This window comes from Streptomyces sp. NPDC001231 (assembly GCF_042896885.1).
Taxonomy (GTDB): Bacteria; Actinomycetota; Actinomycetes; order Streptomycetales; family Streptomycetaceae; genus Streptomyces.
On record NZ_JBIAXS010000005.1, the window covers coordinates 186,641 to 201,566 of the forward strand.

At 73.2% G+C, this 14,926-nt stretch carries 12 protein-coding genes and 1 pseudogene; 11 read left to right on the plus strand and 2 right to left on the minus strand.

Annotated features, from left to right (window positions below; all coding sequences use genetic code 11):
• Positions 1-418: 418 nt before the first annotated feature.
• The 3 genes and pseudogenes from ACFY3J_RS08595 to ACFY3J_RS08605 form a co-directional block, all read left to right on the plus strand.
• A pseudogene (locus ACFY3J_RS08595) lies at positions 419-1,222 on the plus strand (DUF5819 family protein); the annotation flags it as partial.
• Positions 1,219-2,430: an HTTM domain-containing protein gene (locus tag ACFY3J_RS08600; protein WP_384174475.1), complete on the plus strand. Its 1,212-nt coding sequence runs from the start codon at positions 1,219-1,221 to the stop codon at positions 2,428-2,430. The pseudogene ACFY3J_RS08595 and the gene ACFY3J_RS08600, both read left to right, overlap by 4 nt.
• Positions 2,427-3,179 (plus strand): TrmH family RNA methyltransferase, encoded by a 753-nt coding sequence (locus tag ACFY3J_RS08605; RefSeq protein ID WP_390840588.1) that lies wholly within the window; start codon positions 2,427-2,429, stop codon positions 3,177-3,179. The genes ACFY3J_RS08600 and ACFY3J_RS08605 overlap by 4 nt, the downstream gene beginning before the upstream one ends.
• A 13-nt stretch (positions 3,180-3,192) precedes the next feature.
• Here the strand turns inward: ACFY3J_RS08605 and paaN are convergent, their stop codons facing one another.
• Positions 3,193-4,884, minus strand: coding sequence for a phenylacetic acid degradation protein PaaN (paaN, locus tag ACFY3J_RS08610; protein ID WP_384174482.1), 1,692 nt, complete (start codon positions 4,882-4,884; stop codon positions 3,193-3,195).
• 170 nt (positions 4,885-5,054) lie between these two features.
• Between paaN and ACFY3J_RS08615 the strand changes: the two genes are divergently transcribed.
• Positions 5,055-6,569: a 3-hydroxyacyl-CoA dehydrogenase gene (locus tag ACFY3J_RS08615; protein ID WP_384174484.1), complete on the plus strand. Its 1,515-nt coding sequence runs from the start codon at positions 5,055-5,057 to the stop codon at positions 6,567-6,569.
• On the plus strand, positions 6,566-7,153 hold the full coding sequence (locus ACFY3J_RS08620) for a TetR/AcrR family transcriptional regulator (RefSeq protein WP_384174487.1): 588 nt from the start codon (positions 6,566-6,568) through the stop codon (positions 7,151-7,153). Before ACFY3J_RS08615 ends, ACFY3J_RS08620 begins: the two co-directional genes overlap by 4 nt.
• A gap of 13 nt (positions 7,154-7,166) precedes the next feature.
• On the opposite strand, the gene ACFY3J_RS08625 is transcribed toward ACFY3J_RS08620, so the two are convergent.
• On the minus strand, positions 7,167-7,646 hold the full coding sequence (locus ACFY3J_RS08625) for an Lrp/AsnC family transcriptional regulator (RefSeq protein WP_384175055.1): 480 nt from the start codon (positions 7,644-7,646) through the stop codon (positions 7,167-7,169).
• Positions 7,647-7,836: 190 nt separating this feature from the next.
• On the opposite strand from ACFY3J_RS08625, the gene pdhA reads away from it, so the two are divergent.
• The 6 genes from pdhA to ACFY3J_RS08655 are packed head-to-tail and all read left to right on the plus strand — an operon-like array spanning position 7,837 to position 14,925.
• Positions 7,837-8,976, plus strand: coding sequence for a pyruvate dehydrogenase (acetyl-transferring) E1 component subunit alpha (gene pdhA / locus ACFY3J_RS08630; RefSeq protein WP_141359818.1), 1,140 nt, complete (start codon positions 7,837-7,839; stop codon positions 8,974-8,976).
• On the plus strand, positions 8,973-9,977 hold the full coding sequence (locus ACFY3J_RS08635) for an alpha-ketoacid dehydrogenase subunit beta (RefSeq protein ID WP_384174493.1): 1,005 nt from the start codon (positions 8,973-8,975) through the stop codon (positions 9,975-9,977). The genes pdhA and ACFY3J_RS08635 overlap by 4 nt, the downstream gene beginning before the upstream one ends.
• The gene (locus ACFY3J_RS08640) at positions 9,977-11,383 is read left to right on the plus strand and encodes a dihydrolipoamide acetyltransferase family protein (protein ID WP_390840589.1); all 1,407 of its coding nucleotides are present in this window, start codon (positions 9,977-9,979) and stop codon (positions 11,381-11,383) included. The genes ACFY3J_RS08635 and ACFY3J_RS08640 overlap by 1 nt, the downstream gene beginning before the upstream one ends.
• A 55-nt stretch (positions 11,384-11,438) precedes the next feature.
• On the plus strand, positions 11,439-12,356 hold the full coding sequence (locus tag ACFY3J_RS08645) for an NTP transferase domain-containing protein (RefSeq protein ID WP_384174499.1): 918 nt from the start codon (positions 11,439-11,441) through the stop codon (positions 12,354-12,356).
• A complete protein-coding gene (locus ACFY3J_RS08650; RefSeq protein WP_390840590.1) occupies positions 12,356-13,828 on the plus strand; it encodes a molybdopterin molybdotransferase MoeA in 1,473 nt (490 codons plus the stop codon). Before ACFY3J_RS08645 ends, ACFY3J_RS08650 begins: the two co-directional genes overlap by 1 nt.
• A complete protein-coding gene (locus tag ACFY3J_RS08655) occupies positions 13,825-14,925 on the plus strand; it encodes a potassium channel family protein (protein ID WP_384174505.1) in 1,101 nt (366 codons plus the stop codon). Before ACFY3J_RS08650 ends, ACFY3J_RS08655 begins: the two co-directional genes overlap by 4 nt.
• The last annotated feature ends 1 nt before the right edge of the window (position 14,926 follow it).

The window sequence follows — 14,926 nt, forward strand, 5'->3', positions numbered from 1 at the left end:
CGCCCGGCCGGACGAGGGCTCCCGGACCTCCGTCGGGTCCGCTGACGGGCCGCCGGCCGCTGCCGACCCGGACGAGGACGCCGGGGCCGCTGACAGGCCGGACGAGAACGCCCCGGCCCCCGCGCCCGTCTCCGTTCCAGCTCCCCGCTCAGCCCCCGGCACGGTTCCTGGTTCTGCCCCCGGTCCCGTTCCCGGTCCCGCTCCTGGTCCTGGTCGCGGCCCGGCCGCAGTCCCGGCTCCCGATGCCAGCACCGGTCCCACTCCCACTTCCCGTCCTGGCACCGTTCCCGGTCCTGGCCCCGGTTCTGCTTCCGGTAGCGGCCCGGCCGCAGTCCCGGCTCCCGACCTCAGCACCGGTCCCGCTCCCGCTCCCGGTCCCGCTCCCGCTCCCGGTCCTGGCACCGCTCCCGGTCCCTCTCCCGACCCCAGCCCCGGTCCCGACCTCTGCCCCGGTCCTGGCCCCGCCGCGCTCGCCGCTCCCGCCTCCATATCTGCCCCCGCCCCCGTACCCGTACCTGCTCCTCCCCCCGTACCTGCTCCTGCCCCCGCCCCCGCCCTCGGTGGGCCGGTGTCTCGTGGTGGTGTTGCCGCCTTGTCCCTGCCGTGTCAGGTGGGTGCGGTGCTGGTGCTCGCGGTGGTCGCCGTGGTGGTGTGTGTGCATCTCGGGATGGTGTTCCTGCACGTCACGCCGTCGAACACGGTGAACAGGGAGCACGCCGAGGCCGTCGACGGGTGGGTCTACCCGGAGTTCGAGCAGAACTGGAAGCTGTTCGCGCCGAACCCGCTCCAGCAGAACGTCGCCGTCCAGGTGCGCGCGGAGGTCGGCACGGCGGACGGCGGCACCCGTACCACCGGCTGGTACGACCTGTCCGCCGAGGACGGCCGGGCCATCGAGGGCAATCTGCTGCCCAGCCACACCCAGCAGAACGAACTGCGCCGCGCCTGGGACTTCTACGGCGCCGTCCACGACGCCGACAACCGGCCGGTGGGCCTGCGCGGCGCCCTGGCCGAGCAGTACCTGCGCCGTATCGCGGTGCTGCGTCTGGAACGCGGGGACGCGGCCGGCGCGGGCGGCGTCCTCGAACGCGTCCAGATCCGCAGCCGCACCAGCAACGTGCCCCCGCCCCCGTGGAGCAACGAGAAGGCGACAGGCAAGCCGTCCTACCGCACGCTGCCCTGGTGGACGGTGTCGGCCGGCGAGACCCGGGGAGGCGTACGGTGAACCGCCTCGCGCTCTCGGTCTCGCGCGGGGTCGCCCGGGTCACCGAGACGGCCCTGGGCCCCTACCAGACCGCCGTCATACGCATCGGCTTCTCCCTGACCTGGCTGCTGTTCCTGCTGCGCGAGTTTCCCCACCGCCATGAGCTCTACGGCCCCGACGGCCCGTGGAGCTGGAACCTGGCCCAGCAGCTGACCTCGGACAACGGCGCCTTCACGGCCCTGATGTGGTTCCGCGGCGACCTCTGGTTCGAGACGTGCTACGCGCTGGCCGTGCTGGCGAGCCTGCTGCTCGCGCTGGGCTGGCGCACCCGCACCACGTCCGTGCTCTTCATGGTCGGCGTGCTCTCCCTGCAGAACCGCAGCGTCTTCGTGGGCGACGGCGGTGACAACGTGCTGCACCTGATGTCGCTGTACCTGGTGTTCACCCGCTGCGGCCAGGTCTGGTCGCTCGACGCGCGCCGGGCCGCGCGGGTACGGGCGGCACACGCGCGCGGGGAGCGGGTCCCCGACCGGACCGGTCCCGCGCTGTGGAGCGTGCTGGGGCTGTTCCTGGCCGTGATCACCGCGGCGGGCCGGATGCAGGGCGAGGTGTTCGTGCCCGTCCTCCTGTGGACGGTCTGGCTGGGCCTGGCCCTGTGGTGGGCGGCCGGGCGCCGGGCGCGTTCGGCGCAGCCGCGGATGCTGCTGAACGTCGTCGCCGACATCGTCCACAACGGCGCCCTGCTCGTGATCATGGCCGAGGCCTGCCTGATCTACGCCACGGCCGGCTGGTACAAGGTCCAGGGCTCGCGCTGGCAGGACGGCACCGCTGTCTACTACCCGCTCCACCTGGACTACTTCTCGCCCTGGCCGGCCCTGGCCGGTCTGCTGTCCGCCAGCGGCACGCTGGTGATGCTGGTGACCTACGGGACGGTGATGGCGCAGGTCGCCTTCCCGTTCACGCTGTTCAACCGGCGGGTGAAGAACGTCCTGCTGGCGGTCATGATGACCGAGCACGCCGTGATCGCGGTCGTGCTGGGGCTGCCGTTCTTCTCACTGGCGATGATCGCGGCGGACTCGGTGTTCCTGCCGACGCCCTTCCTGCGCCACCTGGGCGGCCTCGCGGCACGCGCGCGTGCGCGACTGCGGCGGGGCGGGGACCGGCCCGAGGCGAAGGACCCGCGCTCGCCGGAGGACACCGGACCCGCCCGCGTAGGCTTCCCGGCATGAGCGACCCCGTACGCGCCTGGCACCGGCTGGCCGGCGGCTCCGTGCTGCTCGACGGCTTTCACGCCGTCAAGCACGCCCTGCGCTTCGGGGCCGAGGTGCCGGTGGCCGTCACCGCCGACCGGCACGCGGCGCTCGCCCTCGCCGACGAGCTGGCCCCCGACGTACGGGAGACGCTGGACGCCCTGCTGAACGAGGTGCCGCGGGAGACGTACGCCTCCCTCGTGCCGCGCCCGCATCCCACCGCCGTGGCGGCGCTCGCCGTGCGGCCCTCCCGCGAGGCCAATCTGCGGGCGCTGGCGCACTCGCCCCGCAGCGCGCCGGTCGTCGTCCTGGACCAGCCGCGCAACCTGGGCAACGCGGGCGCGGTGATCCGCCTGGCCGCCGGCTTCGGGGCGACCGGAGTGGTCACCACGGGCACTCTGGACCCCTGGCACCCGACGGTGGTGCGCGGCGGGGCGGGGCTGCACTTCGCGACCGCCGTGGAGCGGCTGGACGTCGACGAGCTGCCCCGGGGGCCGCTGTTCGCGCTCGACCCGGAGGGCGAGGACATCCGCGGGGTGAAGCTGCCCGACGACGCGGTGCTCGCCTTCGGCTCCGAGCGCAGCGGCCTGTCGGCCGAGCTGCGCGCGCGCACCGACCATCTGGTGGCGCTGCCGATGCGCCCCCAGGTCTCCAGTTACAACCTCGCCACCAGTGTGGCGATGACGCTGTACCACTGGAGCACCACCGGGGGCGCATCAGCATCCTGAGGGACTGAGGGACCTACGCCTCCCGACGGACCTCCACCACACGGAAGCGGTTGGCGACGAACGCACCGTCGGTGAGGGCCGCGTTGGCCGCCGGGTTGCCGCCGGAGCCGTGGAAGTCGGAGAAGGCGGCGGTCTGGTTGACGTACACCCCGCCGGTGAGGTTCAGCGACAGCTGGGCGGCCTCCTCCAGGCACACCTCCTGCACCGCCTGCTCGACCTCCTCGTCGGTCGTGTACGCGCCCACCGTCATCGCGCCCTTGTCGCGGATCGTGCGGCGCAGCAGCTCCACCGCGTCGGCGGCCGAGTCGACGGCGACGGCGAAGGAGACGGGGCCGAAGCACTCGTTCATGTAGGCGGCCTCGGCGTCCGGCTTGGCGCCGTCCAGCTTCACGATCACCGGCGAGCGGACGACCGCGCCGGGGAAGTCCGGGTTGGCGATCTCGCGGGAGGCGAGGGCGACCTCGCCGAGGCCCGCGGCGGCCTCCAGGCGGGCCTTGACGTCCGGGTTGACGATCGCGCCCAGCAGCGCGTTGGCGCGGGCGTCGTCGCCGAGGAGGCCGTCCACGGCCTTGGCGAGGTCGGCCGCCACCTCGTCGAAGGACTTGGGGCCCTCGTCGGTGCGGATGCCGTCGCGGGGGATCAGCAGGTTCTGCGGGGTGGTGCACATCTGGCCGCTGTAGAGGGACAGCGAGAAGGCCAGGTTGGCGAGCATCCCCTTGTAGTTCCCGGTGGACTCCACGAGCACCGTGTTGACGCCGGCCTTCTCCGTGTAGACCTGCGCCTGGCGGGCGTTGGTCTCCAGCCAGTCGCCGAAGGAGGTCGAGCCCGTGTAGTCGATGATCCTGATCTCGGGTCGGGTGGCCAGCGTCTTGGCGATGCCCTCGCCGGGACGTTCGGCGGCGAGCGCGATCAGGTTCGGGTCGAAGCCGGCCTCGGCGAGCACCTCGCGGGCGGTCTTCACCGTGAGCGCGAGCGGCAGCACCGCGCGCGGGTGGGGCTTGACCAGGACGGCGTTGCCGGTGGCGAGGGAGGCGAACAGGCCCGGGAAGCCGTTCCAGGTCGGGAAGGTGTTGCAGCCGATGACCAGCGCGATCCCGCGCGGGACGGCGGTGAACTGCTTGGTGAGGGCGAGCGGGTCGCGCTTGCCCTGCGGCTTGGTCCACTCGGCGGTGTCGGGGGTGCGCACCTGTTCCACGTACGCGTACGCCACCGCCTCCAGGCCGCGGTCCTGGGCGTGCGGGCCGCCCGCCTGGAACGCCATCATGAAGGCCTGGCCGGAGGTGTGCATGACCGCGTGCGCGAACTCGTGCGTCCGGTCGCTGATCCGCTTGAGGATCTCCAGGCACACCACGGCGCGCGCCTCCGCGCCCGCGTCCCGCCACGCCCGCTGGCCGGCCTTCATGGCGGGCAGCAGTACGTCGATGTCCGCGTGCGGGTAGCTCACGCCCAGTTCGATGCCGTACGGCGAGACCTCGCCGTCCACCCAGTCGTCCGTGCCGGGCTGGCCGAGGTCGAGGCGGGTGCCCAGGACGGCGTCGAAGGCGGCCTTGCCGGCGGCCGCGTCGAGGCTGCCGTTCTCCCCGTAGGCCTTGGGGTGCTCGGGGTGGGGCGACCAGTACGCGCGGGTGCGGATCGCCTCCAGCGCCTGGTCCAGGGTGGGCCGATGCCTGGCGATCAGCTCGTGTGCGGTCAGTTCGGCGGCCATGCGGGACCAACTCCTCGTCTCAAGAGCTCCTCGTCGAGCCCGTGATCTGGCATCTCCATGGTCACGGCCATGGGCAGGAACAGGCGGTCAGAGTTAGAGTAACCGAACGATCGGTCGGTACAAGGGGTCCGCCGCATCCGTGGACAGCGTTGTGCGGGAGGATCGCGAACATGACAGCACTCGACCTCAGCAGTCCGGTGGCCGTCGTCGGCACCGGCACCATGGGCCAGGGCATAGCCCAGGTCGCGCTGGTCGCGGGCCACACCGTACGCCTGTACGACGCCGTGCCCGGGCGGGCCCGGGAGGCGGCCGCCGCGATCGGCGCCCGGCTCGACCGGCTCGTCGAGAAGGACCGGCTGACCGGCGCCGAGCGGGACGCGGCCCGCGCCCGGCTCCTGGCCGCCGACGGCCTGAGTGAACTCGCCGACTGCGCGCTGGTCGCCGAGGCCGTCCTGGAGCGGCTCGACGTCAAGCAGGAACTGCTGAAGGAGCTGGAGGGCGTCGTCGGCGACGACTGCCTGCTCGCCACCAACACCTCCTCCCTGTCGGTGACGGCCGTCGGCGGCGCGCTGCGCGTCCCGGGCCGCCTCGTGGGTCTGCACTTCTTCAACCCGGCCCCGCTGATGCCGCTGGTCGAGGTGGTCTCCGGGTTCGCCACCGACGCCACGTCGGCCACGCGCGCGTACGAGACGGCCCGCGCCTGGGGCAAGACCCCCGTGGCCTGTGCGGACACCCCCGGATTCATCGTCAACCGCATCGCCCGGCCCTTCTACGCCGAGGCCTTCGCGGTGTACGAGTCCCGGGGCGCCGACCCCGCCACCATCGACGCGGTCCTGCGCGAGTCGGGCGGCTTCCGGATGGGCGCCTTCGAACTGACCGACCTCATCGGGCAGGACGTCAACGAGTCCGTCACGCACTCGGTGTGGCGGTCGTTCTTCCAGGACGTGCGCTTCACCCCCTCGCTGGCCCAGCGCCGTCTGGTCGAGTCCGGCCGGCACGGCAGGAAGAGCGGCCGGGGCTGGTACGACTACCGCGAGGGCGCCGAACGCCCCGAGCCGCACACCGCGGAACGGGAGGCGCCGCCCGCGTACGTGGTCGCCGAGGGCGGCCTCGGGCCCGCCTCGGACCTGCTCGCCCTGATCAGGGAGGCGGGCATCCAGGTGCGCGAGGAGGGCGAGGACCACGGCACCCGCCTGGTGCTGCCGAGCGGTGGCCGGCTGGTCCTCGCCGACGGGCAGACCTCGGTGGAGTTCCAGGACGTCGTCTACTTCGACCTCGCCCTCGACTACCGCGGGGCCACGCGGATCGCCCTGTCCGCCTCCCAGGACACCTCGCCGCGGACCGTCGCCGAGGCCACCGGCCTGTTCCAGGCGCTCGGCAAGAAGGTCAGCGTCATCGGGGACGTCCCCGGCATGATCGTCGCCCGCACGGTCGCCCGGATCGTCGACCTGGCGCACGACGCCGTCGCCAAGGGCGTGGCCACCGAGGAGGACATCGACACCGCGATGCGCCTGGGCGTCAACTACCCGCTCGGGCCCTTCGAGTGGAGCCGCAGGCTCGGCGGCACCTGGGCCCGCTCCCTGCTGGACAACCTGCACGAGTGCGATCCGTCCGGCCGCTACGCGCCGTCGCTCGCGCTCTACCGCCACGCCTACGCCACCGACAAGCGGGAGGGCACCTCATGACCACCGCCAGGCGCGACACGTACACCCCGGAGACGCTGCTGTCCGTGGCCGTTCAGGTCTTCATCGAACGCGGCTACGACGGCACCTCCATGGAGCACCTGTCCCGGGCGGCCGGCATCTCCAAGTCGTCGATCTACCACCACGTCGCCGGCAAGGAGGAGCTGCTGCGCCGGGCGGTCAGCCGGGCGCTGGACGAGCTGTTCGGGATCCTCGACGAGGAGCACGCGCGCACGGGGCGCGCCGTCCAGCGCCTGGAGCACGTGGTGCGGCGCATGGTCGAGGTGCTCATCGCCGAACTGCCCTATGTGACGCTGCTGCTGCGCGTGCGCGGCAACACCGAGACCGAGCGCTGGGCGCTGGAGCGGCGCCGCGACTTCGACCACCGGGTGGCCGATCTGCTGAGGGCGTCGGCCGAGGAGGGGGACGTGCGCGCCGACGTGGAGGTGCGGCTGGCGACCCGGCTCGTCTTCGGGATGATCAACTCGATCGTGGAGTGGTACCGGCCCGACGGGCGCGGCATGGGGGAGCGCGAGGTGGCCGACGCGGTGACGCGGCTGGTCTTCTCGGGGCTGCGCAAGGACTGACCCCCGCACCGCCTCACCCCTGCGGCTCCAGGTCCTCCTCCTCGAACACCAGCAGCGTGCGCGTGCTGAGCACCTCGGGGATGGCCTGGAGCCGGGTGAGGACCAGCTCACGCAGCGCCCGGTTGTCCGGGGTGTGCACCAGCAGCAGGACGTCGAAGTCGCCGCCGACCAGCGCGATGTGGTGGGCGCCTGGCAGCTGTCTGAGCTGTTCGCGCACCGTGCGCCAGGTGTTCTGCACGATCTTCAGGGTGATGTACGCGGATGTGCCGTGCCCCGCGCGTTCGTGGTCGACGCGGGCGCCGAAGCCGCGGATGACGCCGTCCTCGATGAGCCGGTTGATCCGGGCGTAGGCGTTGGCACGCGAGACGTGGACCCGTTCGGCGACCGACCGTATCGACGCGCGCCCGTCCGTCTGGAGCATGCGCAGGATGTCCTGGTCGATGGCGTCCAGCGGACGCGGCGGCGGTACGGCGCCGTCCGGCTCCTCGGCCATTTGTTCAGGTGCCATGTCCCCCCGCCTTTCCCTCGTGGACGCAGTGCGTCCATCTCAGGGTGTGGAGAACCGTTTGTCCACAGCCTGGGCCCGCCTGTAGCCAAAATGTGCCGACGACCGAACAATCGGTAGGTGGGGCGCGTCACAGCCGACGCGCCCCTCGTAGCCGCTCCCACGAGGAGGTGCCGTCATGACGGTCATGGAGCAGCGGGGCGCGTACCGGCCATCCCCGCCGCCCGCCTGGCAGCCCCGTACCGACCCCGCGCCGTTGCTGCCCGACGCGGAGCCCTACCGCGTCCTGGGGACGGAGGCGGCCGCGAAGGCCGATCCGGAGCTGCTGCGCCGTCTGTACGCGCAGCTGGTCCTGGGCCGCCGTTACAACACGCAGGCCACCGCCCTGACCAAGCAGGGCCGCCTGGCGGTCTACCCCTCCAGCACCGGCCAGGAGGCCTGCGAGGTCGCCGCGGCGCTCGCTCTGGAGGAGCGCGACTGGCTCTTCCCCAGCTACCGCGACACGCTCGCCGTCGTGGCCCGCGGCGTCGACCCCGTCGAGGCCCTGACGCTGCTGCGCGGCGACTGGCACACCGGCTACGACCCCTACGAGCACCGTGTCGCGCCGCTGTCGACGCCCCTCGCCACCCAGCTGCCGCACGCCGTCGGCCTCGCCCACGCCGCCCGCCTCAAGGGCGACGACGTGGTCGCGCTGGCGATGATCGGCGACGGCGGCACCAGCGAGGGCGACTTCCACGAGGCGCTGAACTTCGCCGCCGTCTGGCAGGCCCCCGTCGTCTTCCTCGTGCAGAACAACGGCTTCGCGATCTCCGTCCCGCTCGCCAAGCAGACCGCGGCACCGTCCCTGGCCCACAAGGCCGTCGGGTACGGCATGCCGGGCCGCCTGGTCGACGGCAACGACGCCGCCGCCGTGCACGAGGTGCTCGCCGACGCCGTGCGGCAGGCGCGCGCGGGGGGCGGGCCCACCCTTATCGAGGCGGTGACCTACCGCATCGACGCCCACACCAACGCCGACGACGCCACCCGCTACCGCGGCGACGCCGAGGTCGAGGCCTGGCGCGAGCACGACCCGATCCAGTTGCTGGAGCGGGAGCTGACCGGTCGCGGCCTGCTCGACGAGGACGGCGTCCGTGCCGCCCGCGAGGACGCCGAGGCGATGGCCGCGCGGCTGCGCGAGCGCATGAACCAGGACGCTCCGCTCGACCCCATGGACCTGTTCGCCCACGTGTACGCGGAGCCGACCCCGCAACTGCGCGAACAGCGCGCCCAGCTGGTCGCCGAGCTCCAGGCCGAGTCGGAGGAGGGTACGGCCCGATGACCACCGTCGCACTCAAGCCGGCCACCATGGCCCAGGCCCTCACGCGCGCGCTGCGCGACGCGATGGCCGCCGACCCCACCGTGCACGTCATGGGCGAGGACGTAGGCACCCTCGGCGGTGTCTTCCGTATCACCGACGGCCTCGCCAAGGAGTTCGGCGAGGACCGCTGCACGGACACCCCGCTGGCCGAGGCCGGCATCCTCGGCACCGCCGTCGGCATGGCCATGTACGGGCTGCGCCCGGTGGTCGAGATGCAGTTCGACGCCTTCGCCTACCCGGCGTTCGAGCAACTGGCCAGCCATGTCGCGAAGATGCGCAACCGCACCCGCGGCAAGATGCCCCTGCCGATCACCATCCGCATCCCCTACGGCGGCGGCATCGGCGGTGTGGAGCACCACAGCGACTCCTCCGAGGCGTACTACATGGCGACTCCGGGGCTCCATGTCGTCACGCCCGCGACCGTCGCCGACGCCTACGGGCTGCTGCGGGCCTCCATCGACTCCGACGACCCGGTCGTCTTCCTGGAGCCCAAGCGGCTGTACTGGTCGAAGGACACCTGGAACCCGGACGACCCGCAGACCGTCGAGCCGGTGGGCCGCGCGGTGGTGCGGCGCACCGGCAGGAGCGCCACGCTGATCACGTACGGCCCGTCCGTGCCCGTCTGCCTCGAAGCCGCCGAGGCGGCGCGGGCCGAGGGCTGGGAGCTGGAGGTCGTCGACCTGCGCTCGCTGGTGCCGTTCGACGACGAGACGGTGTGCGCGTCGGTGCGGCGCACCGGACGCGCGGTCGTCGTGCACGAGTCGGGCGGGTTCGGCGGCCCGGGCGGGGAGATCGCCGCCCGTGTCACGGAGCGCTGCTTCCACCACCTGGAGGCACCGGTGCTGCGCGTGGCCGGGTTCGACCTCCCCTACCCGCCGCCGATGCTGGAGCGGCACCACCTGCCCGGCGTCGACCGGATTCTGGACGCCGTGGCGCGTCTGCAGTGGGAGGCGGAGAGCTGATGGCACAGGTGCTGGAGTTCAGACTCCCCGACCTCGGGGAGGGGCTCACCGAGGCGGAGGTCGTCCGCTGGCTGGTCGAGGTGGGCGACGTGGTCGCCATCGACCAGCCGGTCGTCGAGGTCGAGACGGCCAAGGCGATGGTCGAAGTGCCCTGCCCCTACGCCGGCGTGGTCACCGCCCGCTTCGGCGAGGAGGGCGCGGAACTGCCCGTGGGAGCACCGCTGCTGACGGTGGCGGTCGGGGAGCAGGACGCCGGTGCCGCGGGTGACGCGGCTGACGACACCGAGGGCTCCGGCAACGTCCTGGTCGGCTACGGCACGGGGGCGCCTCCGGCGCGCCGCCGCAGGGTGCGCCCGGCACCGATGGCGTCGGGCGCGCGTGACACGAGCGGCGCCGTGGAAGCGGCGGCGCCCGTCGCGGCCGCGGCACCGGCCGCCAACGGGTCCGTGCGTACGGCGGGCGTTCCGGCGGCGGCCCACGCGACCGCGGTGGCCGAGCGGCCCGCCGACGGTCCCGTCCCCGTCATCTCGCCGCTCGTGCGCCGCCTCGCGCGGGAGAACGGCGTGGACCTGCGGCAGCTGTCGGGCTCCGGGCCCGAGGGGCTGATCCTGCGCGCGGACGTCGAGGACGTGCTCAGGGCCAACGCGGCACGGGGCCGCGGTGCCGGCGCACCGACGGCTCCCGCGACCGCGCCCGCGGCCGGGCCGGTGCAGTCCTCCGGCTCCCGCGTTCCCCTCAAGGGGGTGCGCGGAGCCGTCGCCGACAAGCTGTCCCGCAGCCGCCGGGAGATTCCGGACGCGACCTGCTGGGTGGACGCCGACGCCACGGAGCTGATGCGCGCCCGGGCCGCCATGAACGCCGCCGGGGGACAGAAGATCTCCCTGCTCGCGCTGCTGGCCCGGATCTGCACGGCCGCGCTCGCCCGCCATCCCGAGCTCAACTCGCGGGTCGACATGGAGGCCAGGGAGATCGTCCGGCTGGACGCCGTGCACCTCGGCTTCGCAGCGCAGACCGAACGCGGGCTCGTCGTCCCGGTCGTACGGGACGCGCACACGCGCGACGCGGAGTCGCTGACCGCCGAGTTCGCCCGGCTGACCGAGGCGGCCCGCGCCGGCACCCTCACTCCGGCCGAACTCACCGGCGGTACCTTCACGTTGAACAACTACGGAGTGTTCGGCGTCGACGGCTCCACACCGATCATCAACCACCCCGAGGCCGCCATGCTCGGCGTCGGCCGCATCGTCCCCAAGCCGTGGGTGCACGAGGGCGAGCTGGCGGTGCGGCAGGTCGTCCAGCTCTCGCTCACCTTCGACCACCGGGTGTGCGACGGCGGCACGGCGGGCGGTTTCCTGCGGTATGTGGCCGACTGCGTGGAACAGCCGGCGGTGCTGCTGCGCACGCTGTGACGGCAGTGTCCCGCCCGCGTTCCCCTTGATCGCGGGCGGGACGCATACTCGGGGGGTGACCTCCTACGAGCCCCTCGCCCACGACGCCGTCGTGCTCGCCGGAGGAGCCGCCCGGCGGCTCGGCGGCGCGGACAAGCCCGGCCTGCGCGTCGGCGGCCGCGCGCTGCTCGACCGCGTGCTCGCCGCCTGCGCCGACGCGGACACGACGGTGGTGGTCGCCGACCCCCGCCCCACCGCGCGGCCCGTGCGCTGGGCACGCGAGGAACCGGCCGGCGCCGGACCGCTCGCCGCGCTCGACGCCGGGCTGCGCCACACCACGGCGGACCATGTCGTCGTACTCTCCGCCGACCTGCCGTTCCTCGAACGCGACACGGTACGGCGGCTGTTGACGGCCCTGAGGGCCGGCCGGGCCGACGGCGTGTTGCTCACCGACGCCGACGGCCGCGACCAGCCGCTCGTGGCCGTCTATCGCGCGCAGGCGCTGCGCCGCGCGCTGGCCGCGCTCGCCCGCGCCGCGTCCGAGGGCGGCGCCGCCCGGGACGGCGCCCTCACCGGGCTGCCGCTTCGCCGGCTCACCGCCGCGCTCGATCTCACCCGCGTCCCCGACGACGTCGCGTCCTTCGACTGCGACACCTGGGACGACATCGTCATCGCCAGAGCACGTATCAGGGAGCATGGGCACGTGTTGGATGAATGGATTTCCGCAGTCAAGGACGAGTTGGGCATCGATCTGGACGTCGACACCCGCGCGCTGCTCGACCTCGCTCGCGACGCAGCCCACGGCGTGGCGCGGCCCGCGGCACCCCTGACCACTTTCCTCGTCGGTTATGCGGCCGCGCAGGCCAAGGGCGGCCCCGAAGCCGTCGCCGAGGCCGCCCGCAAGGCCGCGGCCCTCGCCCAGCGCTGGGCGGACGAGACCACCGGCGGCACCGGCACGTCCGACGCCACGCCCGACACCCGCCCGGACGTCTGATGCTCGGCCGTGGCACGCGGGTCGGCGAGAACGCCGAGAACGCCAAGAACGCTGGGGACGCTGGGGACGCTGGGGACGCCGAGGACTTCGACGTGGAGGAGGCGCTCGCCCTGGTGAACGAAGGCAGCAGCCGGCGTGCTCCCGAGCCCGGCCGGGGCCGGGCGGGACGCGGCGGCACCCCCGTATCCGGTTCCGCCTCCTTCGAGGACCACGGGAGCGCCGGTGCAGGTCACGGCACCCCGCATCCCGTGCACTCCCAGGAGGCCCGCCGCCAGGCCATCGCCTGGCCGCAGGCCCGCGAGACCGCCGCCCGCGCGGCCCGTGCCGGTGCCCGCCGGGCCCCCGTCCCGGTACCCCTCGAGGCCGCCCTGGGACTGGTCCTGGCCGCACCCCTGACCGCCCTGTGCGACCTGCCCTCCTTCGACACCTCCGCCATGGACGGCTGGGCGGTCGCCGGCCCCGGCCCCTGGGACGTACGCGACGAGGGCGTCCTGGCCGGGCACGACGAGCCCGAGCCGCTGACCGACGGCGAGGCGGTACGCGTCGCGACCGGCGCCCGCGTCCCGCAGGACACCACGGCCGTGCTGCGCAGCGAACACGGCCGCACCGACGCCAAGGGCCGGCTGTACGCCACCGAGGAGTCCGGGCACGGCAGGGACATCCGCCCGCGCGGGCAGGAGTGCCGCAGTGGCGACCAGTTGCTGCCCGTCGGCACCCTGGTGACCCCGGTGGTGCTCGGTCTGGCCGCGGCCGCCGGGTACGACACCCTCGCCACGGTCCCCCGCCCCCGCGTCGACGTCCTCGTGCTCGGCGACGAACTGCTCACCGAGGGCCTGCCGTACGACGGACGGATCCGGGACGCGCTCGGCCCGATGCTGCCGCCCTGGCTGCGCGCGCTGGGCGCCGAGGTCACCCGTGTGCGCCGGATCGGCGACGACGCCAAGGCCCTGCACAAGGCGGTCACCGGGTCGCAGGCCGACGTGATCGTCACCACCGGGGGAACCGCCGCCGGACCGGTCGACCACGTCCACCCCACCCTGCGCCGTATCGGCGCCGAACTCCTGGTGGACGGCGTCCAGGTGCGCCCCGGCCATCCCATGCTCCTGGCCCGCACCAAGGAGAACCAGCACCTCGTCGGCCTGCCCGGCAATCCGCTCGCGGCCGCCTCGGGGCTGCTGACGCTCGCCGAGCCGCTGCTGCGCACGCTGGCCGCGCGCCCGGCCCCGGAGCCGTACACGCTGCCGCTGACGGACGCGGTCCACGGGCACCCGGACGACACCCGGCTCGTGCCCGTGGTGCTGCGCGGCGACCGCGCCGTTCCGCTGCATTACAACGGCCCCGCCATGCTGCGCGGCGTCGCGGCGGCAGATGCCCTCGCCGTCGTACCACCGGGTGGTGCCCGGCCGGGTCGGGAGGCGGAACTCCTCGACCTGCCCTGGGCCGCCGCCGGAATCGGGGTGTGTTTCACGTGAAACTTCCGGGCCATGACGCGATCGCCCGCCAAGCGGACGAGCATCTCGTGACCCATCGGGTGAAGCTCCCTCGAAAAGTCGTGGAGCGCCCGATACGTCAGGTCGGCAAACGGCTGTTCCTGGCGGTGCTGGTGCTGCTCGTGACGGTCTTGATCGTCTACGCCGACCGTGAGGGATACCAGGACAGTGCCAAAGAAGCCCCGATGGACCTCATCGCCGCGGCGTACTACGCGACGGTGACCCTCTCCACCACCGGATACGGCGACATCACCCCCGTCAGCGACAGCGCGCGTCTCACCAACATCTTCGTCATCACCCCGCTGCGTGTGATCTTCCTGATCATCCTGGTCGGCACCACACTCGAAGTCCTCACCGAGCGAACCCGTGAGGAATGGCGTCTGAATCGCTGGAGGTCCACTTTGCGCGATCACACCGTCGTCGTCGGATTCGGCACGAAGGGGAGGTCCGCGCTCCAGACCGTCTGTGCGGCCGGGCTGAAGAAGCAGCAGGTCGTCGTGGTCGACCCCAGCGCCAAGGTGGTCGACGCGGCCACGGCGGAGGGCTACGCGGGCGTGGTCGGGGACGCCACCCGCAGCGAGGTGCTCATGCGGGCCGAGGTGCAGCGGGCACGGCAGATCATCATCGCCACCCAGCGGGACGACACCGCCGTGCTGGTCACGCTGACGGCCCGGCAGATCAACCGGGCGGCGAAGATCGTCGCGGCGGTGCGGGAGGAGGAGAACGCGCCGCTGCTCAAGCAGTCCGGGGCCGATGCCGTCGTCACCAGCGCGAGCGCGGCGGGGCGGCTGCTCGGGCTGTCCGTGCTCAGTCCGGCCGCGAGCATGGTCCTGGAGGACCTCATCCAGCAGGGCAGCGGCCTGGACATCATCGAACGGCCCGTCATAAAGGCCGAGGTGGGCCAGGACCCACGGGACATGGACGACCTGGTGGTGAGCGTGCTGCGCGGACACCGGGTGCTGGGCTACGACGACCCGTCCGTACGGGAACTGGAGCTGACCGACCGTCTGATCACCATCGTCCGGGCCACACCGGGAACGAAGGTCACCCCTGACACACGGCCGCTTCCCCAGGACTGAC

What these genes read in the sequence shown, in the direction of transcription:
- ACFY3J_RS08605 (WP_390840588.1), top strand. Translation starts at nt 2,427, where the DNA reads ATGAGCGACCCCGTACGCGCCTGGCACCGGCTGGCCGGCGGCTCCGTG.
- paaN (WP_384174482.1), bottom strand. Translation starts at nt 4,884, where the DNA reads ATGGCCGCCGAACTGACCGCACACGAGCTGATCGCCAGGCATCGGCCC.
- ACFY3J_RS08615 (WP_384174484.1), top strand. Translation starts at nt 5,055, where the DNA reads ATGACAGCACTCGACCTCAGCAGTCCGGTGGCCGTCGTCGGCACCGGC.
- ACFY3J_RS08620 (WP_384174487.1), top strand. Translation starts at nt 6,566, where the DNA reads ATGACCACCGCCAGGCGCGACACGTACACCCCGGAGACGCTGCTGTCC.
- ACFY3J_RS08625 (WP_384175055.1), bottom strand. Translation starts at nt 7,646, where the DNA reads ATGGCCGAGGAGCCGGACGGCGCCGTACCGCCGCCGCGTCCGCTGGAC.
- pdhA (WP_141359818.1), top strand. Translation starts at nt 7,837, where the DNA reads ATGACGGTCATGGAGCAGCGGGGCGCGTACCGGCCATCCCCGCCGCCC.
- ACFY3J_RS08635 (WP_384174493.1), top strand. Translation starts at nt 8,973, where the DNA reads ATGACCACCGTCGCACTCAAGCCGGCCACCATGGCCCAGGCCCTCACG.
- ACFY3J_RS08640 (WP_390840589.1), top strand. Translation starts at nt 9,977, where the DNA reads ATGGCACAGGTGCTGGAGTTCAGACTCCCCGACCTCGGGGAGGGGCTC.
- ACFY3J_RS08650 (WP_390840590.1), top strand. Translation starts at nt 12,356, where the DNA reads ATGCTCGGCCGTGGCACGCGGGTCGGCGAGAACGCCGAGAACGCCAAG.